Genomic DNA, 19712 nt, shown 5'->3' on the forward strand with positions numbered 1-19712 from the left:
GCGTGCGAGTGGCGGGGCAGGGGGTGTTTCTCAGGCGTTGCCCAGGATCCGGTCGACCGATATCTCGATGACCACCCGGGCCGGGTTCTCCCGCGGCTGCCGGTACCGGCGGGCGTAGCGCTGGACGGCGTCCGCCACCGAGTCCGGGTCGTCGCGCACCACCGCCGTCCCCTCGAGGGTGACCCAGCGCCGCCCGTCGACCTGGCAGACGGCGACCCGCTGCCGGCCGGCGCGGACGTGGCCGACCTTCGCCGACGTGCCCGAGGTGATGACGCGGGCGGTCGCCGTCGCGGCGTCGTAGGTGACGCCGACGGGGACCACGTGCGGGCTGCCGTCGGCCCGGAGCGTGGTCAGCGTCGCCAGGTGCCGTTCGGTGAGCAGCTCGAGGACGCCAGGAGCGAGGGCGTGGGGATCGTGGGGCACCGGGGAAGGCTAGTGAGCCGCGCTGGCTGATCCCGGAGCACATGCCGCCTACGCTGGGGGCGTGGTGTTCTCCAGACTTCTCCGTGCCGGCGAGGGCAAGCTGCTCCGCCGTCTCTCCCGCATCGCCGACGCCGTCGAGTCCCTCGCCGACGAGACCGCTGCGCTGACCGACGCGGAGCTCCGGGCCAGGACCGACGAGTTCAAGGAGCGGTACGCGGGTGGGGAGTCCCTCGACGAGCTGCTGCCCGAGGCCTTCGCCGTGGTCCGCGAGGCGGCCACCCGCACGCTGGGCCAGCGGCACTACCGCGTGCAGCTCATGGGCGGCGCCGCACTGCACCTGGGCAACATCGCCGAGATGAAGACCGGTGAGGGCAAGACGCTGACCGGCGTCCTCCCGGCCTACCTCAACGCCCTGACCGGCGACGGTGTGCACGTCGTCACCACCAACGACTACCTCGCCTCCCGGGACGCCGAGTGGATGGGCCGCGTGCACCGGTTCCTCGGCCTGACCGTGGGCACGATCGTGTCCGGCCAGCGGCCCGACGTCCGCCGCGAGCAGTACGCCTGCGACATCACCCATGGCACGAACAACGAGTTCGGGTTCGACTACCTGCGCGACAACATGGCCTGGAGCAAGGCCGACCTGGTGCAGCGCGGGCACCACTTCGCGATCGTCGACGAGGTCGACTCCATCCTCATCGACGAGGCCCGGACGCCGCTGATCATCAGCGGGCCCGCCGAGACCAGCGCCAAGTGGTACGCCGAGTTCGCGCGCCTCATGCCGCTGATGAAGCGCGACGTCCACTACGAGGTCGAGGAGGGCAAGCGGACGGTCGCCGTGACCGAGGCCGGTGTCGAGTTCGTCGAGGACCAACTCGGCATCGACAACCTCTACGAGGCGGTCAACTCCCCGCTGATCGGCTACCTGAACAACGCGCTCAAGGCCAAGGAGCTGTTCCACAAGGACCAGCAGTACATCGTCAGCAACGGCGAGGTGCTCATCGTCGACGAGTTCACCGGCCGCGTGCTGGCCGGGCGCCGCTACAACGAGGGCATGCACCAGGCCATCGAGGCCAAGGAGAAGGTGAAGATCAAGGACGAGAACCAGACCCTCGCCACGATCACCCTCCAGAACTACTTCCGGCTCTACGCGAAGCTGTCCGGGATGACCGGCACGGCCCAGACCGAGGCCGCCGAGCTGCACCAGACCTACAAGCTGGGCGTCGTCCCCATCCCGACGAACCGGCCGATGGTCCGGCAGGACCAGTCCGACGTCATCTACAAGACCGAGAAGGCGAAGTTCGAGTCGGTCGTCGAGGACATCGCCGAGCGGCACGACGCCGGCCAGCCGGTGCTCGCCGGTACCGCCAGCGTCGAGAAGTCCGAGATCCTGTCGAAGTACCTGCTGCGGCGGGGGATCCCGCACGAGGTGCTGAACGCGAAGAACCACGCCCGCGAGGCAGCGATCATCGCGCAGGCCGGGCGCCTGGGGTCGGTCACCGTCGCGACGAACATGGCCGGGCGGGGCACCGACATCGTCCTCGGCGGCAACCCGGAGTTCATCGCCGACGAGAACCTGCGGGCTCGCGGCCTCTCGCCTGCCGAGACACCGGAGGAGTACGAGGCGGCCTGGGACGACGCCCTCGCCGAGGCGCAGGCGCAGGTCAAGGCCGAGCACGAACAGGTCGTCGAGGCCGGCGGCCTGTACGTGCTCGGCACCGAGCGGCACGAGAGCCGCCGGATCGACAACCAGCTCCGCGGCCGGTCGGGCCGGCAGGGCGACCCGGGGGAGTCGCGGTTCTACCTCTCCCTCGGCGACGACCTGATGCGCCGCTTCAACGGGCCGATGCTCGAGTCGATGATGAACACCCTCCGGGTGCCCGACGACCAGCCGATCGAGTCGAAGATGGTCAGCCGGGCCATCCTCTCGGCGCAGACCCAGGTCGAGCAGCAGAACTACGAGGTCCGCAAGGACGTCCTCAAGTACGACGAGGTGCTCAACCGGCAGCGCACCGTCATCTACGACGAGCGGCGCAAGGTGCTCGAGGGGGCCGACCTCCACGAACAGGTCGCGTCGATGGTGGACGACGTGATCTCCGCCTACGTCGACGGCGCGACCGAGACCGGTTACGCCGAGGACTGGGACCTGGAGCTGCTGTGGACGGGCCTCAAGGCGCTCTACCCCGTCGGCATCACGATCGAGGAGCTGCTGGAGAAGGTCGCCGACGGTGACCAGTCGGCGCTCTCGCCGGAGGTGCTGAAGTCGGAGCTGCTCGACGACGTGCACCGCGCCTACGAGGAGCGCGAGGGCAGGCTCGGCTCGGAGGTCATGCGGGAGCTGGAGCGGCGGGTGCTGCTGTCGGTGCTCGACCGCAAGTGGCGTGAGCACCTCTACGAGATGGACTACCTGCGGGCCGGGATCCACCTGCGCGCCATGGCCAACCGCGACCCGGTCGTGGAGTACCAGCGCGAGGGCTACGACATGTTCATGGCCATGCTCGACGGCATCAAGGAGGAGTCGGTCGGCTTCCTGTTCAACCTCGAGGTCAAGACCAAGGAGGAGCAGGCGGCCGAGGCCAAGGCCAAGCAGGACGAGGCCGAGGCGGCCGCGCTCAAGGCCGCGCAGGAGGGCACCGCCCGCGTGCTCGCCCGGCAGAAGGCCGAGACCGACGCGAAGGCGGCCGCCGCCGGGAACGGCAAGGCGACGGCGACGGCCCGCAAGGCGCCGGCTGCGGCGGCCGCGGCCCCGGTGGTCACGTCGTCGGGCACCGGTCCGGAGCTGACCGTGAAGGGCCTCGACGAACCACGGCGCAGCCCCGAGCAGCTGCAGTACTCGGCGCCCACGCTGGACGGCTCGGCCAAGGAGAGCGGCGCGGCCAAGGCGGCCAAGACCGCGACCGTGACCGGTTCCAAGGAGCCGTCCCGCAACGCGCCGTGCCCCTGTGGCTCGGGCAAGAAGTACAAGTTCTGCCACGGCGCGGCCGGGCGCTGACGGGGGGCCGTGGTCCGGGTCGGGTGGTGACGTCAGCCCGAGGGGTCCTGCCAGACCGGCGCGCGTCGTTCCAGGAATGCGCGCTTGCCTTCGGCACGGTCGGGTGAGGCGACCACTGCGCGGGTCGCGTCGTCGGTGGTCAGCCAGCCCAGGTGGTCCGCTGCGGCGGTGTGCACGTGGATCGAGCGCAGCGTCGCCTGCACGGCCACCGGGGAGTTCGTCGCGATGCGCTCCGCGAGGGCGAGCGCCGCGTCGAATGCCGCCCCTTCGTCGGTCAGCCGGTTGACCAGGCCCAGGTCGAGCGCTCGCCGCGCGTCGATCGGCTCACCGGTGAGCAGCAGTTCCGTGGCGACGTTGACCGGGAGCGCGCGCGGTCCGCGGAACAGCCCACCGCACGTGGCGACGACCCCGCGGGACACCTCCGGCAGGCCGAAGCTCGCCGAGGTCGAGGCGACCACCAGGTCGCACGCGAGGACGATCTCGAAGCCCCCGCCCAGTGCCGGCCCCTCCACCGCCGCGACCAGTGGCACCCGGCGCGTGCGGCGGGTGATGCCGTAGGGGCCACCTCGTCCGGTGGGCCCGCCGGAGCCCGTGGCGAGGTCCGTGCCCGCGCTGAACACTCGCCCCGAGGCGGTCAGCACGATCGCCCGGACGGCGGGGTCGTCGTCCAGCGCGTTCAGTGCCGCGTCGAGTCCAGCGGTCATCTGCGCGTCCATGGCGTTGCGCTTCTCAGGCCGGTCGAGCGTGACGACCCCGATGTGGTTCCGGCGGTCACTCCGGACGGGCACCGGTCACCTCCGACAGCTTCCGGAAGTCCCAACTGACGATCTTGTCGATGTCGACGGTGATCCAGGCGTGCCGACCGTCGTGGGCCAGGGTATCCCGGCCCTGGTACTTGGCCGCGTAGGCGTTCTCGACCGCTCGCAGCTCGGGGACGGCGGCGGTTCCGGTCCGGGGCACCTCGCCCACGACGCGGGCACGGCCGGATATCTCCACGCCACGCAGCTCGAGGTAGTCGTGCCCGTCGTCGACCACGATCGAGATCCTGGGGTCCACCTGGAGGTCCTTGAAGCGCTGGCTCGACGTGATCGAGTAGAGCCAGATGGCCTCGTCGTGCCACAGGAACCACAACGGCGACACGTGCGGCCCCGCCGCACTCACGGTCGCGACGCGGCAGGTGCGGGCACTCGCGAGGAAGCCGCTGCGCTCCTCGGGGGTCAGCGCTATCCGGCGTCCTCGCCGCTGTTCCTTCATTCCGCCTCCCAGCGCACCCGGACCCCCTGGTCCCTCCTGGTGAGAACCCTAGGGAATGCCGGTCGGCCGGATGGCCCGGGTGGCCGTCACCCGATCTGCAGGGCGGTGCAGCGCCAGCGGCCGTCGACGCCCTCGAGGCGGGCGGCCACCGCGTGCGCGCGCCCGGCGCGCCGCGCGACGGCGCTGACCTCGGCGACGCCGTCCACCGGCTCGCAGACGCGCACCGCGCCGACGATCAGCGGCGACATGCCGTGGGCGCACCAGCGGGGCCGCCGGCCGGCGGACAGGGCGGCGAAGACCCCCGGTGAGGTCAGGGGCTGCAGCTGGCTCAGGGGACGACGCCCCGCCAGTGCCTCGAGCGTGAGGGTGACGAGCCGCCGCGCGACCAGGTGGGCGTCCGGCAGGTCCGCGCGTCCGGAGAGGACCGGGCCGAAGTCGTCGAGCTGATCCGGGCGTCCGCTGCGCGGACGTGGGCCGGGGCGGTGCGCCGGCCGCGGCGAGGCGACGCCCGGACGGACCAGCCGGACCGGGATCCGCTCGTCCTGCAGCGGTGGCTGCGGAGTCGGCACCACGACCAGGTCGAGGGCGTGGGGACCGGCGGCTGCCGCCGCGGGGGTGGTGGGGGACGGGGCGGACATCGGAGCTCCCAGGGGACGAGAGTGGCGGGACGAGCGGTTCGAGGGCGCTTCGGTCAGGGCGGTGGACGCAGCACCTGACCGGGGAGGAGCAGGTCGGGGTCGGACCCGATGACGCCGGTATTGGCGGCCCACCAGCCGGCCACCGCGGCGGCGACCTCACCGTCCGTCGGCGGGTGGCCCACGTGGTCGACCAGTCGGCCCTCGGCGATGCGCCAGAGACAGTCCCCGGGCACGACGAGGTGCGTTCGGTCGTCGTGGGTGTTGGCCGCGGGCCAGTCCGGAACCCCGGTGACCGGAGCAGGTGACGGCCAGTCCGGCACTCCGTCGGCGGGTGCCGCGATGGCGGCGGGCAGCGGCGTCAGCCCGACGGCGGGCACGAGCAAGGGGCCGGTCGCGCCCAGGCCGATGCCCAGGGCGAGCGCGGCGGTGCGGCGCACGCCGCGGGGCAGCAGTCCGTGCTGCAGCACGCGGGCGGCACTGCCCAGCAGACCCGGCGCAGCGGCCGCCGCGGTCACGGTCAGGCCGAGGGACCCCCAGGCCCAGACCGTCCAGGCCAGGAGACCGGCTGCGGCCAGAACGAGCTGGTCGGGGCCGGCCGTGTCGGTGGTGCGCTGCGGCGCGGCCACGGCGCGGGCCATGTCGGACACGTCGGGCGTGAGGGCGGCCAGGACGACTGCGGTGGCCGCCATCACCGCCGACGTCACGGCGAGGCGGAGCAGGGACATCGGACCTCCTCTCGATAGCACGAGGGCACTATTGCAAGCAAATACAAGCAAATGCAAGAAAACGACAGGATCTACGCTCGCAGGCGGAGGTGGAGCGATGCGGTGGCAGCAGCTGTTCGCCGATCTGCAGGCGCAGTTCGAGGCCGAGGAGTCATCGGCCGAGCACAGCGAGTCGGCCTCGCGCACCCGCGCCGAGGTCGGTTCGGTCCGATTGGCCGAGCGGCTGCGTGGAGCCATCGGCTCGTCGGTGACGCTGGGCTGCCGGGGAGCCGGTCAGCTGACCGGGGTGCTGACCGACGTGGGCGTCGACTGGGTGCTGTTGGAGGACGGCGGCCGCGAGGACCTGATCGCGATGCGCGCCGTGCGCACCGTGGGCGGTCTGGGCGGCGGACGGCGCTGCCCGAGCCGGCCTCCGCCGTGTGGCACCGCCTGGACCTGCGTCGAGCGGTACGTGGGCTGGTGCGCGACCGCAGCCCGGTGCAGGTCGTCCTCGACGACGGTGTCGTGCTCGCCGGAACCTTCGACCGGGTGGGGGCCGATTACGTGGAGCTGGCCGAGCACCCGACCGACCAGCCGCGCCGGGCGGAGGCGGTGCAGGGCGTGCGGGCGGTGCTGCTCGACGCCGTGGCGCTCGTGCGGACGGCGCCCCCGGGGCTCAGCTGAGGGTCAGCCCGCGGAATTGGGACCGGCGTCGGCGGCTTCGGCGACGGCCGGTTCCTCGGGCAGCGTTCCGGCGCGCGCCTCGGCGTACTTCTGCTGGATGAAGCGCTCGAGCTCGTCGACCTCCACGCGCCACTGGCCGCGACCGCCGATCTGGATGGCGATCAGTTCCTTGCGGCGCACGAGTGCGTAGGCCTGCGACCAGGAGACGTTCAGGATCTCCGCGACGTCGTCGAGGGTCAGGAAGCGGGGCGTGGGCATTCGGGCTTCTCCGTCCGGTCCGCGACAGTCTGTCAGCCCGATCGGGGCAACGTGGCGGCCATCCACACCCGAACGTGTGGATGGCGAGTGCGCCCCAATGCACGCCTGACGCATCATCTGCATTCGAACCCGTCCTGCTGTGCCGTCCGCGAAGCGACACGCCCTGTCGCCGGCTCAGCCGAGGACGTGCTGGAAGAGGTGAGCGTGGCTGTGACCGCCGTCCGTCCATCGGGCGCCCCGACGGCCGGGCAGGAGGTGCCGGCGAGTCCGGTGCCCCGGCGCGTGCGACCGCCACGCTGGCTGGATCTGCGACTGGGGCTGGGTGTGCTGCTCGTCCTCGGCTCGGTGCTCCTCGGGGCTCGGGTGGTGAGCGCCGCCGACGCCACCGTTCCCGTCTGGGCCGCGGCCGGCGATCTCGCCCCGGGCACGGAGCTGACCAGTGCCGACCTGGTCTCCGTCGACGTGCGTCTCGACCGGGCCGCTGAGGCGTACCTCTCGGCCGGCACGCGGCCGGAGGGCCGGATGCTCTCCCGCGCGGTCCGAGCGGGAGAGCTGCTGCCCCGGACGGCTCTGGAGGAGCCGGACGAGCTGGTGCAGATCGCCCTGCCGGTGCAGGCCGGCTTCGTCCCGCCCGGTCTCCGGCGGGGTCAGCTCGTCGACGTCTTCGCCGTGGCGGATCCCGCGGCCGGTGCCACCGGCGTGGCCGACGGCAGTGTGCGGACGGTCGTGCGCATGGCGCCGGTGCAGGCCATCTCGGGCCGCAGCGAGGGCGTCCTCTCCACCCCCAGCACCACCGTGCAGGTCGTGGTGGCGGTCGCGGCCGGCGACGCCGCCGGTCTGCTCGCCTCGATCGGCGGTCGGCCGCTGGTCGTGGTGGTCCACGGCTCGGTCGACGTGGGCGCCTCCGACCGGGGTGTCGTCGGCGACCCGCCCGGGGGCACGGCGGGCGAGGACTCGGCCACCGAGCAGGAACCGGCCGACTGATGGCGCTGCAGGTCTTCACCGCGGTCACCGGGGCGGCCTGGGAGTCCGAGCTGGTCGGCGCCCTCGACCGCGCCGACCACGGCGTGACCGTCGTGCGTCGCTGTGTCGACGTCTCCGAATTGCTGGCGGTGGCCGCCACAGGGACCGGTCAGGCGGCGCTGCTGTCCGCCGAGCTCCGCCGGCTCGACAGCGACGCGATCGCCCGCCTGGAGGCCGCCGGCGTGGCCGTCGTCGGTCTGGTGGAGCCGGGCGACGAGCGGGCCGCCGACCGGCTCCGGCAGCTCGGGGTCGTGCGCGTGCTGCCCGCCGACGCCGAGCCCGACGAGATCGCCGCCGCGCTGCGTGATGCGGTCGTCGGGACGACGTCGGCCGGCCGGGACGTCGCCGACACCCGGTCGGCCCTCCCGGTGCTCGGTGCTCCCCAGCAGCCGGAGGACCGACCCGCCGGACGGGGCCGAGTGGTCGCCGTGTGGGGCCCGACGGGAGCGCCGGGTCGCACCACGGTCGCGGTCGGGTTGGCCGACGAGATGGCCCGGCTCGGCGTCTCCTCCATCCTGGTCGACGCCGACGTGTACGGGGGCGTGATCGCCCAGATGCTGGGTCTGCTCGACGAGTCCCCGGGGCTGGCCGGCGCCGCCCGGCTGGCGGCCGGCGGTCAGCTCGACGGGGCGGGACTGGTGCGTCTGGCCTGGGCGGTGCGTCCCCATCTGCGGGTGCTGACCGGTCTGTCGCGGGCCGACCGCTGGCCGGAACTGCGACCGCGCGCGGTCGAGGCGGTGCTCGAGGAGACCCGCCGGCTCGCCGAGGTCACCGTCGTCGACTGCTCGTTCAGCGTGGAGGACGACGAGGAGTTGTCGTTCGACACGGCGGCACCTCGACGCAACGGGGTCACCCTGGCGGTCCTGGAGGCTGCAAACACCGTGCTCTGCGTCAGCGGGGCAGACCCCGTGGCCCTGCAGCGCAGCATCCGCGCGCTCGGGGAGCTGCGCGACGTCCTCCCCGGGGTCGAGCCCCTCCTGGTGGTGAACCAGGTGCGACGAGGTCCGGTGCCCGGAGACGCCCGCCGCGAGATCGGCGACGCGCTCGAGCGCTTCGCCGGCCACGGCGTCGGCTGCTTCCTGCCCGCCGACCGTCGCGCGACAGACGCCGCGCTGGCCTCCGGCCGCACCCTGGCCGAGGCAGCGCCGTCGTCGCCGCTGCGACTGGCACTGCGGTCGCTCGCGGCCGAGGTCGCCGAGGTGAGCGAGCCGCCACGCCGCCGTGGCGTCCGTCGGGACCGCAGGGCCGGCTGACGACCCGGCTCCGCGGGGTGCGGGGCTGGTCCGCGCCGTAGCGTGAGCACCACCCACAGTCGATCCCGAGGAGACCGATGGTCGAGCGGCTCAACCGGCTGGACGCGTCGTTCCTGTACCTCGAGGAGGCCGACACGCCCATGCACGTGGGCGGGGTGCTGATCCTGGAGGCGCCCGCCGGTGGGATCGAAGCCCTCGCCGACCTGGTGGAGGCGCGCTTGGCGCTGGTGCCGCGGTACCGCCAGCGGGTCGCCGAGGTGCCCGGTCACCTGGCCAACCCCGTGTGGGTGGACGACCCGGACTTCGACATCGCCTACCACCTCCGGCGGTCGGGTCTGCCGCGTCCGGGCAACGAGGGACAGCTGCTGGACCTGGTCTCCCGGCTGACGTCCCGTCCGCTGGACCGCACCCGCCCGTTGTGGGAGGCCTACCTGGTCGACGGTCTCGCGGACGGCCGGGTCGCGGTGATCACCAAGACCCATCCCGCGCTGGTCGACGGGCTCAGCGCCATCGACATCGGTCAGGTGCTGCTCGACGTCGAGCCGGACGCGCCGGCGCCGGAGCCGGTGGAGTGGCGCCCTCGCCGGCCGCCCACGGGCGCCGAGCTGGTGTGGCAGGCCCTCGACGAGTACGTCCGGCGGCCCTCTGCGGTGGTCGACACGGCCCGCGACGTGGTGACCGACGTCCGCTCGACCGCCGCCCGGGTGAGCGGCGTGGCCGGCGGGCTGTTGCGCACGGCCCGCAAGACCCTGCTCGCCGCGCCGCACAGCCCGCTCAATGCCCCCGTCGGTCGTCAGCGTCGGGTCTCGGTCGCCCGAGCGGATCTCGACGACGTCAAGGAGGTCCGCAAGGCGCACGGCGGCACGGTCAACGACGTGTTGCTGACGGTGGTCACGGGGGCGTTGCGCGAATGGCTCCTGTCCCGGGGCGAGCCGGTCGTCGGGGGCACGGCGATCCGTGCGCTGGTGCCGGTGTCCATGCAGGACGAGGAGGCGGTCGCGGGGAACAGGGTCTCCTCCTACCTCGTCGACCTGCCGGTGGGGGAGCCGAACCCCCGCGTCCGGCTGACGCGCCTGAGCTACGCCATGCGCGGCATCGCCCAGCACGGGCAGTCGGTGGGCGCTGACAGCCTCATCGCGCTCACCGGCTTCGCGCCGCCGACCCTGCACGCTCTGGGCGCCCGGGCGGCCCGCGGGCTGTCCCGCCGGCTGTTCAACCTCGTGGTGACCAACGTGCCGGGCCCGCAGCTGCCGCTGTACGCGGCCGGCAGCCGGATGCTGGAAGTCTTCCCGGTCGTGCCCCTGGCCCGTGGCCAGGGTCTCTCGATCGGGATGACCAGCTACGACGGCCGGGTCTTCTTCGGGCTGAACGCCGAGCGGGACAGCGTCGGGGACGTCGACGTCCTGGCCGATCTGATCGAGCAGGAGGTCGCCGAGCTGGTGGAGTCGGCGGGCTGATCCCCGGATGCGCGTTACGGTCGCTCTTCATCGACGAAGGGAGCCGGCCGGGTGCGGATCTACCTGCCTGCCACCACGACGGTCCTGCGGGCGCTCGTGGACGACGGTGCGCTGCCGGGGCCGCACACGGCCTTCGCCGTGACGCGGGAGCTCCGGCAGTTCTACGAGCTCAGCGACGCCGACGCCGACACCGAGGAGCTGGAGTACGCGGCGATGGTCGGCGCAGCCCGCGCCAGCCTGCGGCTGATCGACATCGACCCGACGGCGGCGCGGCGGCGGGTCGTGCTGGCCGTCGACGTGCCCGACGCGTCGGTCACGCCGGTGGACGGTCCCGACACCGACCGTGGCGCGGTCCGCGTCGGCTCGGACATCGGACTCCCGGACGTCGCCAGCGCCCACATCGACGACGCGGAGGCCGAGGACGACGTGCGCGCAGCCGTGAACGTGGTGCTCGAGGCCGATCTCGGCAGCGAGGACGCCCAGTTCGTGGTGGACCAGGCGGAGGGTCACGAGCTGGGCTGGTACGCGCGGCAGGAGATCGGACCGGCGCTCGAACTCCTCTGAGGTTCGTCCGTGCCGAGGCGCTGGACGGCCTGCCGTGGCCCCTCGGGTCGCGGCAGGTGGATCTCGTGCCGTCGGGCGACCTGCACCCGGTCGACGGCGGCTCCGGTCACCAGCCAGCCGGAGCCCGGGCGGACGGGGAGCGGCGTCCGCGGCAGCCGCACGCCGAGCAGGTCGGCGTCCCCGGGGCCGGGGCAGAGCAGCAGACCGGAGCGCGCCCGACGGAGTGTCGCGATCGGTCCCTGGTAGTGCGCCGAGAAGGAGCTGGCGCTGCCGGCGGCGAGCAGGACGACCCCGTCGGCCGCTCCCAGGGCCGGCAGACGGTTGAGGGCGGGCCACTCGGCCGGGGTCCCGACGTCGTCGGCGACCACGACCGCCGGCCGACCGGCGGTGCGGCGCAGCCAGTCGGCGACGCCCTGCTCGTCGGCCGGTCCGAGCCAGACGGCGTCCTGGGCCGCCCGTCCCTCGCGGCGGACCGGCGGCACGCCGATGCGCAGGATCGCCGCACCGCAGGCGCGCAGATGGTGGGCGAAGGCGTCCAGTGCCGCCGATCGGCCGCTACCCGACGGTCCGGTGACCAACAGGCCGCCGGCCCGTGCCAGCTCCACGATCGACGGCGCGCCGTCGTCCCCGCCGGGGCCGACCGGCAGCGGGAGCGTTCCGTCCACCGTGGCGGTGCCGCCCCCGGCACGGTGAGCACGGGCTCGGGCGGCAGCTCGGCGATGCGCAGCGGCGGAGGGCTCGACACCGGACCGCCGCGCGCCTCGGTGAGGGGGCGGGGCAGCGTCAGCTGGCACTCCGTCGCCTCCTCACCCAGCAGCGCGCGGCCCGGGGGGCGGTGCGAGGGAACGGCTCGGGCAGGAACGCCGGCCATGGCGTAGTCGGCGCGATCGGGCAACGGCAGTACGAGACGCTGGCGGGCGAGCGCCGCCAGCCGGCCACCCGGAACGGCACGGTCAGCGGTGATCACACACGTCAGGCCGGCGGCTGCGCCGTCGCGGGCCAGCCTGAGGAGGGCGGTCGAGCCACGTCCCGGATCGTGCTCGTCGAGCAGCGCGCTGAACGCCTCGAGGCCGTCGACGAGCAGCAGGATCCGGGGTGCCGGCCGATCGTGCGGACCGGCGCGTCGGGCGGCCACCTCGGTGGCGAGGCGGTCCACGAGTCGGACGGCGCGGAGCGCGTCCTCCCCGCCCACCGCGGTGCCGGTGTGCGGCAGGCCCGCGGCGTCGGCGGCGAGGGAACCCCCGCCTGACTCGAGCACGTGCACGTGCAGCTCGTCCGGGTCCAGGCGGTGCACCGCCTCCCCGAGGACGGTGCGCAGGAGCGTGGTCCGCCCGCTGCGGGCGCCGCCCACCGCCAGCCAGGCGCCGCCCTCGGCCAGGTCGACGGTCAAGGGCTCCTGGAGCTGCCGGTCCGGTCGGTCCACCAGCCCGATCACCAGCGCCGTCTGCGCTCGGCCGTCGTCCAGTGGGCTCGCCCGGTCAGGGGAAGGGGCCGGGACGATCCGGTCGGGCAACGGCGGTCGCCACGGCCGGTGCGGAGGCGCGATGCCGGACTCCCGCACGCGACCGATGAGAGCTTCCCGGGCCCGCGACAGGTCGTTCTGCCGGTCCCGCGCCGAAGAGGGGGTGATCGGGGCTGCGAGCAGGGGCCACGACCAGCGTCGGACCTCCGGGACCGCCTCACCGGAGCGCTGCGGGGCCGTGGCCACCCGCGCCACCTGCACCAGGGTCGGTGCCCCGCTGCCCGAGCGGAGGAACGCGCGGCCGGGCACGTCGACCGGCAGATGAGCGGCTGACGTGGTCCCCAGCACGTCGCGAGAGTCCGACTCGTCGGTGGTGCGCAGGCAGATCCGCAGTGTGCAGTTGGCCCGGATCTCGGGGGACACCACGCCGCCCGGCCGTTGGGTGGCGAGCACCAGGTGCACGCCGAGCGACCGGCCCCGCTGGGCGATGCCGACGAGGCCGGGCACGAACGCGGGCAGTTCCTCGGCGAGGGTGGCGAACTCGTCGACGACGATGACCAGCCGGGCCAGTTCCACCTCTTCCGGGAGCGCGGCGATGTCGGCCACCGCGTGCCGGGCCAGCACCGCCTCACGGCGCGAGAGTTCGGCCGAGAGGGAGCGCAGCGCCCGCTGGGTGGTCTGACCGTCGAGGTCGGTCACCAAACCGACCGTGTGCGGGAGGTCCGCCGCTTCGGCGAACGCGGCGCCCCCTTGTAGTCGACCAGCAGGAAGGAGCACCGGCTGGGCGGATGGTTCATCGCCAGACCCGTGATGAGCGTCTGGAGCAGCTCCGACTTGCCCGATCCGGTGGTGCCGGCGACGAGCGCGTGCGGCCCCTGCCGGACGAGGTCGAGTTGCACCGGACCCTGCGCCGAGCGGCCGAGGGCGGCGACCAGTCGGTCCCGCCCGTGCGACCACGCACCGGTCAGTCGGCCGGTGTCGTCGAGGCGCAGGCCACCTGCGGGGAGATCCAGCAGCCGCACCGCCGACGGCAAGCCGCCACCCGAGCCTGCCGGCACCAGCCCGGCCAGATCCCGGGCCAGGTCCGCGGCCACCGCCAGGGGCATGCGGTCCACGGTCACCCCTGGCCGGTCCGGCGTCCCTTGGACGCCGAGCACCGCCTGGTCCCCCGTCTCCCCCTGCAGGCAGAGGACCGCGTCGAGGGGGACCGGCAGGTCCTCGGGGGTGTCGGCCAACGTCAGGACCACGACGCCGGCATCCCGGCCCGAGCGCAGGACGGCGACCAGTTCGGGAGGGAGGGCGCGGTCGACGAGCACGAGGAGACGGCCCCGAGACGGACCGGCTGCGCGTGGCGGATCGGCGGATGCGGCCCGCCGGAGTGCGACGAGGTCGGTCAGCCACGCGTGCAGCGCCTCGTCAGGGCCGTCCGCAGCACCCGGCTGGACGCGAACGGCGTGCGGACCAAGGTGCGGAAGCCATCGCACCCACGCCCAGTCGGGTAGGCGGGCAGGGTCGGTGAGGAGCGCCAGGTCGACGTCCCCCGGCGCGTGCAGCACCGCGAGCTGCGCGAGCACCGTCGTCACCGCGCCGAGCGCCCGTGCCCGGGGACCGGCAACGGCGAGGCCGCCGTGGGCGGCGAGGTCGACCACGACCGGCAGGGATGCCGCGGTCTCCTGCGCCCGGGAGCCGTCCGCCTGCCGGCGGACCACGCGGGTCGTCCCCGGCCCCGAGCCCACGCGCGCCGACAGCGTCTCGGACCCGCGGGCGGACCGGGTCCAGAGCAGATGGGTACGGCGACGGGCGGCCGTCGCCACCGTCGCCGGATCGGGGTGAGTCGTCTCGATCGCCCGTCGGTCGGCCCGAACCGCCTCGGCGACGCGTGCTTCCGCCGAGGCCAGCTCCGCGGCGTGGGTCGCGGCCTCCCGCTGCCCGGCGCGGCGGCCGGACCAGCGTTCCGACAGCCAGGTCCCCACGCCCACGACAGGGCTGAGCAGAGCGAAGAACAGGAAGGTGGGAGTGGCCAGGAGCCACGCCATCAGGCCGCCGGCGACCGCCGGCAGCAGGATCGCCACCCACGCGAGGCGCCGACGTGGCGGCGCAGAGGGCGGCCCGGGGATGGCCACCTCGACCTCACCGTCGGGGGCGGTCAACCGTGGTGTGGGCCGCAGCCGCAGACGCCCTCCGGGTGCCGGCTCCAGCGCTGCCGGTGAGCCGGCCGGCCCGGTGACCCTCAGCGAACTGGCACCGATGCGCAGCACCGCGTCGGCCGGCCACACCGCCGGGACGCGGCCGAGGTCGACGCCGTCGAGCCGGCTGCCGTTGGTCGAGCCCTGGTCCGCCACGGTGATGGCGCCGTTGCCGACCTCGACGACCGCGTGGCGCCGGGACACATCGGGGTCGTCGATGCGCACGGCGACGTCGCCCGCGCGGCCGACCTCGTGCCGCCCCAGGGCCAGGGGGTGGGTGTGCCCGGCCGCCGGACCGCCCACGACCTGCAGCTCCAGCGGACTCGAGTGGTTGTTCGCGGCAGTGGGTGCCGGGCCGTCGCAGCCCAGCACGGCGCCGTGCCCCAGGTGCGGCGATGTCAGGCGCAGGTCGCCGGCCAGCCGGACCGGCCCTTTCCACAGAGCTGTCACCGTCGACCCCGTCACCCTGCTCAGTGCGGGCAGCACGGCCTCGACGGTGTCCACGTCCGCAGCCGTCACCTCGACGTCCACGGCCGCTCCGTCGCACCACAGCGTCCAGCACCGTGCAGCTCTGGCCGTCGGAGCCCCGGGGGTGTCGATCACCGCGAGATCGTGACCGAGATCCACCGCGCCGGGGTGGGCCGGGCCGCAACCTGTGGACAGGGCCGGGCCCTGTGGACGGCGGGCGACGCGGTGCCGGCGGTCGGCCTAGCGTTCGCCGGGACCGGGAGGGACCCGGACCGAGGAGGACCCGTGAAGGTCGACATCGCCACCCTGCAGAACATGGCGGGGCAGTGCCGCGCCGAGGCCGCCGACACCGCCGGCCGCCACGCGGCGCTGTCCAGCAGCATCAACATGTCGGTGCTGGACGGCTGGACCGACAGCCAGGCCGCGCTGCGGTTCACCGAGCTGTACGAGCAGTGGCGGCTCTCGGCGCAGGGCGTCAGCGACGCACTCACGGGCATGGGCACGCTGCTGACCAACGTCGCGGGCTCGTACCAGCAGCACGAGGCCGAGATGGCGGCCCGCATCGGCTCGATGCTGTGACCGCGCGGGTGGCGTAGGTCGCCCGTCGGGCGCGCCGCGGGCCCGCCCGTAGGATCACGACCCGTTCAGGCGGGTCACCGGTGCTTCGCGGTGCGGCCGGCCGCCCTCCACGGGACGGCCGGCTGCACCGGGCACCGTGCCCGGCTTCGTCGACGTCGGGAGCACGCAGATGCAGTTCGGTCGGTACTACGAGGAGTTCGAGGTCGGGGCTGTCTACAAGCACTGGCCCGGCAAGACCGTGACCGAGTACGACGACCACCTGTTCTGCCTGATCACGATGAACCACCACCCGCTGCACATGGACGCGAACTACGCGGAGAAGACGACGGACTTCGGCAGGAACGTCGTCGTCGGCAACTACATCTACTCGCTGCTGCTCGGCATGAGCGTTCCGGACGTGTCCGGCAAGGCCATCGCGAACCTGGAGATCGAATCGCTGCGGCACGTCGCGCCGACCTTCCACGGCGACACGATCTACGGCGAGACCACGGTCCTGGACAAGACGGAGTCGAAGTCGAAGGACGACCGCGGGATCGTCCACGTCGAGACCATCGGCTACAAGCAGGACGGCACCGTCGTGTGCATCTTCCGGCGCAAGGTCATGGTCCCGAAGCGCTCCTACGGGGAGTCCCGCGGCGGCGAGCAGCCCGGCCGGCCGGAGCCCACGCCGCGCTGATGCCGGTAGCGGTTCACCGCGGGGCGACCCCCCAGCTGCGCAGGGTCTCGACCAGCAGGGGCGTGCAGGGCAGCCGGTCGAGCGTGGCGGCGTCGGCGAAGAGGACTGCCGTGGCGTCGTCCCCGGCGACGGGCCGCTCGCTGCCCGGGACGGGACTGCAGGCCAGGTCCACGACGTCGTACACCACGCCGTCCCCCGGGATCCGCACCCGGCCGACGACCGCGCCGGCACGGACCACGAGGCCGGTCTCCTCGCGGACCTCCCGCTCGACCGCCGTCTCGGCCGTCTCGCCCGGCTCGATGCGACCGCCCGGCAGCGACCACCGTCCCGCATGGGGCGGGTGGCCGCGCTGGACGAGCAGGAGCCGTCCGGCCGCGTCGTGCACCACCGCGCCGACGCAGGGCACGACGGGCGGGCCGCTGGGCCGGGTCATGCGCGGGAGGCTACGCACCGTCCACCCGCAGCCACGCCGCACCCACGCATCGCAGTCGAGCGGATGCGCTGCGCTTGACTACTCCGGGCCGTCACAGCACGGTGTTGCCCGATGAGCGTCTCGCCGGTGTGCCCGCGCTGTGGTGAGCAGCTGGTCGTCCGGCACGGATCCCCGGCTCAGGCCTGGTGTCACGTGCACGGAGCGGTCACGCCGCTGCACCACACGGTGCTCGTGGCCCACGACGCCATCACCGCCGTCACCACCGACGCCCGCGTCCCCGCGTGGGTGCCCGACCCCATGCCGGTGGGCTGGTCGGTCACCGGCATGGCGTGGGGCGGCGAGCCCGGTGCCCGGGCGATCGTCGTCGACTGCGCCGGTCCTGCCCCGCTCGGCGGGTCGGCCGAGCTCGTGCTCGTGGCCGAGGAGCCCGGCACCGGTGTGGGCTGCGGCTACGCGGGACTGCCCGGACTCGATCCCGGCGACGTCATCGAGGGCCCGTCCTCGGTCGACGTGAAGGCGGCCGGGCAGCGCGCGCCACTCTGGGCGGTGCCCACCTCCGACGATCGGGCCGCGTTCGTGGGCGAGGCGTACGGCGTGTGGTTGTGGCTGGTCATGTGGCCGATGAACGCCGCGTGGCTGCTCGCCGAGCAACTGGAGCTGATCGACCTGCGCGACCGCATCTACCCGGACCTGCCGTTGGGACCGCCGAGCGAGCACCTGCTGCCGGGCCGGTGACCATCGGAACCCGACCGGCTCCGTTCATGATCGGCGCGCCGCCGATGCGACGGGTGGGACATCTGTTACCCATGGGACGAAGCAGTCCGCCGCACTCGGGTGGACCCTTGTCCCAGCGGGCTCTTCCGGGCCCGCCCGCACGAGCGCACCCCCGGAGGTGGCGGTGAACCTCAAGAAGGTCGTCACCTGGCTGGTCGTCGCTTTCGTCGTCTTCTACGTGATCCAGGCGCCGGAGCAGTCCGCCCAGCTCGTCCGCAACGCCGGCCAGGCCCTGGGGGACGCCGCCTCGTCCCTCGCGGCCTTCGTCGAGAACCTCGTCTAGCCGCGAGGTGAGCGGACGGGAGCCCTTGCCGCCACTGCCTCCCCGGGCGAGCAAGGATGTCCAGAAGTACCTCCTGCCCGAGGAGACCGCGGTGGTCGCCACCCGGCGGCACTGGGCGGTGCTCATCGAGCCGACCGTGAAGTTCCTCCCGGTCGTCGTCGCCGGCGGCTGGCTGCTGCTGTTCGACCCCGACAACCGGGTGACCAGCTCCGCCGGCCTCCTGGTGCTCGTCGCCGCCCTCGTCTACTACGGCCTGCGGGTGGGGGAGTGGTGGATGCGCCACTTCATCGTCAGCACGCGGCGCGTGCTGCTGACCTCCGGCGTCATCGTGCGGACGGTGACCCTGCTCCCCTTGCGCCGGATCACCGACCTCACGTGGAAGGAGACGTTGCTCGGGCAGCTGCTGGGCTACGGGACCTTCCGGTTCGAGTCCGCGGGGCAGCAGCAGGCGCTGTCGGAGATCACGTTCCTGCCCGGCGCCGACGTCCTCTACCGGCGGGTCAGCGCCCTCCTCTTCAGCACCGACTGGGGCGGGGCCGCGTCGAGCGGCGACGACGAGGGCAACCCGGAGCCGCCACCACCGCAGACCGGGCCGCCTCCTCCGGAGGACGGCCGGCGCGACACCGAGCCGATCCGCGATCTGCCCCCGCGGCAGTGACCGCCCGAACGGGTGCCCACCGGTCCGGTGCGGCAGGCTGAGCGCCGATGCGGATCGACCTGCACACCCACTCCACGGTGTCCGACGGCACCGACAGCCCGGCCGAGCTGCTGGCGACCGCGCGCGCCGCCGGGCTCGACGTCGTCGCCCTCACCGACCACGACACCACCGCCGGATGGTCCGTGGCCGAGGAGACGCGCCCCCCGGGGCTGACCGTCGTCCCGGGCATGGAGCTGTCCTGCCGGTGGTTCCCCGCCGACCAGCCGCCGATCAGCGTGCATCTGCTGGGCTACCTCTTCGATCCGCTGCATCCGGCGTTCGTCGCCGAGCGGGCCCGCCTGCGCGACGAGCGACTGGCCCGCGGGCAGCGGATCGTCGAGGCCCTCGCCGCCGACGGGTACCCGGTGCAGTGGGCGGAGATCGTCGAACGGTCCGCGGGCGGGGTGGTCGGGCGCCCGCACATCGCCCGCGCCCTCGTCGCTGCCGGCGTCGTCGACTCGGTGGACCACGCCTTCGCCACCCTCCTGAACCACCGCAGCCCCTACTACGCGCGCAAGGCCGACACCGATGTGCGGGAGGGGATCGCCCTGGTCCGCGCCGCCGGTGGCGTGCCGGTCTTCGCCCACGGCCTGGCCACCAAGCGGGGTCGGGTGGTCGGGGACGACGCCGTCGTGGCCATGGTCGAGGCGGGACTGCTGGGACTCGAGGTCGACCACCCCGACCACGCCGAGGACGAACGGGCCCACCTGCGCGCGCTGGCCGCCGACCTGCACCTCATCGTCACCGGCTCGAGCGACTACCACGGCACCAACAAGACGACGCCGATCGGCGCCTGCGCCACCGATCCGGAGCAGTTCGAGGCGATCGTCGCGGCCGGGACGGGCTGCGCGCCCTATCGCGACTGACCGGGAATCGTCGGACCGCCCCGTTACCGTGACGCGCG

Annotated in this window: 21 protein-coding genes; 12 read left to right on the top strand and 9 right to left on the bottom strand. The window is 73.7% G+C overall.

All coding sequences use genetic code 11. The features are described from left to right. Positions 1–30 precede the first annotated feature (30 nt). Positions 31–423 carry a pyridoxamine 5'-phosphate oxidase family protein gene (locus tag MVA48_RS20270; protein ID WP_246982915.1) on the bottom strand — a complete coding sequence of 131 codons (393 nt, stop codon included), beginning with the start codon at positions 421–423 and terminating at the stop codon, positions 31–33. A gap of 61 nt (positions 424–484) precedes the next feature. Between MVA48_RS20270 and secA the strand changes: the two genes are divergently transcribed. Then, entirely contained in the window at positions 485–3415 is a 2931-nt protein-coding gene (gene secA, locus MVA48_RS20275) for a preprotein translocase subunit SecA (RefSeq protein ID WP_246982916.1), read from the top strand. Positions 3416–3447: 32 nt separating this feature from the next. Here the strand turns inward: secA and MVA48_RS20280 are convergent, their stop codons facing one another. The 4 genes from MVA48_RS20280 to MVA48_RS20295 form a co-directional block, all read right to left on the bottom strand. Beyond that, positions 3448–4203 carry an enoyl-CoA hydratase-related protein gene (locus tag MVA48_RS20280; RefSeq protein ID WP_246982917.1) on the bottom strand — a complete coding sequence of 252 codons (756 nt, stop codon included), beginning with the start codon at positions 4201–4203 and terminating at the stop codon, positions 3448–3450. Beyond that, the gene (locus MVA48_RS20285) at positions 4187–4669 is read right to left on the bottom strand and encodes a pyridoxamine 5'-phosphate oxidase family protein (RefSeq protein WP_246982919.1); all 483 of its coding nucleotides are present in this window, start codon (positions 4667–4669) and stop codon (positions 4187–4189) included. The genes MVA48_RS20280 and MVA48_RS20285 overlap by 17 nt, the downstream gene beginning before the upstream one ends. A gap of 86 nt (positions 4670–4755) precedes the next feature. Beyond that, a complete protein-coding gene (locus tag MVA48_RS20290) occupies positions 4756–5307 on the bottom strand; it encodes an Rv3235 family protein (protein ID WP_246982925.1) in 552 nt (183 codons plus the stop codon). Between the two features lie 53 nt (positions 5308–5360). Next, a complete protein-coding gene (locus MVA48_RS20295) occupies positions 5361–6032 on the bottom strand; it encodes a hypothetical protein (RefSeq protein WP_246982927.1) in 672 nt (223 codons plus the stop codon). A gap of 459 nt (positions 6033–6491) precedes the next feature. Here MVA48_RS20295 and MVA48_RS20300 point away from each other — a divergent pair, with 459 nt between their 5' ends. Continuing rightward, positions 6492–6695: a hypothetical protein gene (locus MVA48_RS20300; protein WP_246982928.1), complete on the top strand. Its 204-nt coding sequence runs from the start codon at positions 6492–6494 to the stop codon at positions 6693–6695. Between the two features lie 3 nt (positions 6696–6698). On the opposite strand, the gene MVA48_RS20305 is transcribed toward MVA48_RS20300, so the two are convergent. Then, positions 6699–6953 carry a helix-turn-helix domain-containing protein gene (locus MVA48_RS20305; RefSeq protein WP_246982929.1) on the bottom strand — a complete coding sequence of 85 codons (255 nt, stop codon included), beginning with the start codon at positions 6951–6953 and terminating at the stop codon, positions 6699–6701. 198 nt (positions 6954–7151) lie between these two features. Between MVA48_RS20305 and MVA48_RS20310 the strand changes: the two genes are divergently transcribed. The 4 genes from MVA48_RS20310 (at position 7152) to MVA48_RS20325 (ending at position 11250) form a co-directional block, all read left to right on the top strand. Beyond that, on the top strand, positions 7152–7937 hold the full coding sequence (locus MVA48_RS20310) for an SAF domain-containing protein (protein WP_246982930.1): 786 nt from the start codon (positions 7152–7154) through the stop codon (positions 7935–7937). Beyond that, on the top strand, positions 7937–9229 hold the full coding sequence (locus MVA48_RS20315; protein WP_246982931.1) for an AAA family ATPase: 1293 nt from the start codon (positions 7937–7939) through the stop codon (positions 9227–9229). The genes MVA48_RS20310 and MVA48_RS20315 overlap by 1 nt, the downstream gene beginning before the upstream one ends. 77 nt (positions 9230–9306) lie before the next feature. Beyond that, entirely contained in the window at positions 9307–10686 is a 1380-nt protein-coding gene (locus tag MVA48_RS20320; protein ID WP_246982937.1) for a WS/DGAT/MGAT family O-acyltransferase, read from the top strand. 51 nt (positions 10687–10737) lie between these two features. Continuing rightward, positions 10738–11250: a DUF6912 family protein gene (locus tag MVA48_RS20325; RefSeq protein WP_246982938.1), complete on the top strand. Its 513-nt coding sequence runs from the start codon at positions 10738–10740 to the stop codon at positions 11248–11250. A gap of 106 nt (positions 11251–11356) precedes the next feature. On the opposite strand, the gene MVA48_RS24350 is transcribed toward MVA48_RS20325, so the two are convergent. Next, complete coding sequence (locus MVA48_RS24350) at positions 11357–13411, bottom strand: FtsK/SpoIIIE domain-containing protein (RefSeq protein WP_371821165.1); 2055 nt, start codon at positions 13409–13411, stop codon at positions 11357–11359. Beyond that, positions 13408–15429: an FtsK/SpoIIIE domain-containing protein gene (locus MVA48_RS23830; protein WP_371821166.1), complete on the bottom strand. Its 2022-nt coding sequence runs from the start codon at positions 15427–15429 to the stop codon at positions 13408–13410. The genes MVA48_RS24350 and MVA48_RS23830 overlap by 4 nt, the downstream gene beginning before the upstream one ends. A 222-nt stretch (positions 15430–15651) precedes the next feature. Here MVA48_RS23830 and MVA48_RS20345 point away from each other — a divergent pair, with 222 nt between their 5' ends. Together MVA48_RS20345 and MVA48_RS20350 are read left to right on the top strand one after the other, a co-directional pair. Further along, a complete protein-coding gene (locus MVA48_RS20345) occupies positions 15652–15945 on the top strand; it encodes a WXG100 family type VII secretion target (RefSeq protein WP_246982939.1) in 294 nt (97 codons plus the stop codon). 136 nt (positions 15946–16081) lie between these two features. After that, a complete protein-coding gene (locus MVA48_RS20350) occupies positions 16082–16621 on the top strand; it encodes a MaoC family dehydratase (RefSeq protein WP_246982940.1) in 540 nt (179 codons plus the stop codon). A 13-nt stretch (positions 16622–16634) separates the two neighbouring features. Here the strand turns inward: MVA48_RS20350 and MVA48_RS20355 are convergent, their stop codons facing one another. Further along, positions 16635–17054: an NUDIX hydrolase gene (locus MVA48_RS20355; RefSeq protein ID WP_246982941.1), complete on the bottom strand. Its 420-nt coding sequence runs from the start codon at positions 17052–17054 to the stop codon at positions 16635–16637. Between the two features lie 111 nt (positions 17055–17165). On the opposite strand from MVA48_RS20355, the gene MVA48_RS20360 reads away from it, so the two are divergent. The 4 genes from MVA48_RS20360 to MVA48_RS20375 all read left to right on the top strand — a co-directional run bounded on the left by MVA48_RS20360 (position 17166) and on the right by MVA48_RS20375 (position 19674). Further along, positions 17166–17789 carry a DUF6758 family protein gene (locus MVA48_RS20360; protein ID WP_246982944.1) on the top strand — a complete coding sequence of 208 codons (624 nt, stop codon included), beginning with the start codon at positions 17166–17168 and terminating at the stop codon, positions 17787–17789. Positions 17790–17952: 163 nt separating this feature from the next. Further along, entirely contained in the window at positions 17953–18111 is a 159-nt protein-coding gene (locus tag MVA48_RS20365) for a hypothetical protein (RefSeq protein WP_246982948.1), read from the top strand. 7 nt (positions 18112–18118) lie between these two features. Continuing rightward, positions 18119–18769 carry a PH domain-containing protein gene (locus MVA48_RS20370; protein WP_246982950.1) on the top strand — a complete coding sequence of 217 codons (651 nt, stop codon included), beginning with the start codon at positions 18119–18121 and terminating at the stop codon, positions 18767–18769. Positions 18770–18816: 47 nt separating this feature from the next. After that, the gene (locus MVA48_RS20375; protein WP_246982952.1) at positions 18817–19674 is read left to right on the top strand and encodes a PHP domain-containing protein; all 858 of its coding nucleotides are present in this window, start codon (positions 18817–18819) and stop codon (positions 19672–19674) included. Positions 19675–19712: the final 38 nt, after the last annotated feature.

Origin of the sequence: Blastococcus sp. PRF04-17 (assembly GCF_023016265.1) — a bacterium.
Classification (GTDB): Bacteria; Actinomycetota; Actinomycetes; order Mycobacteriales; family Geodermatophilaceae; genus Blastococcus_B.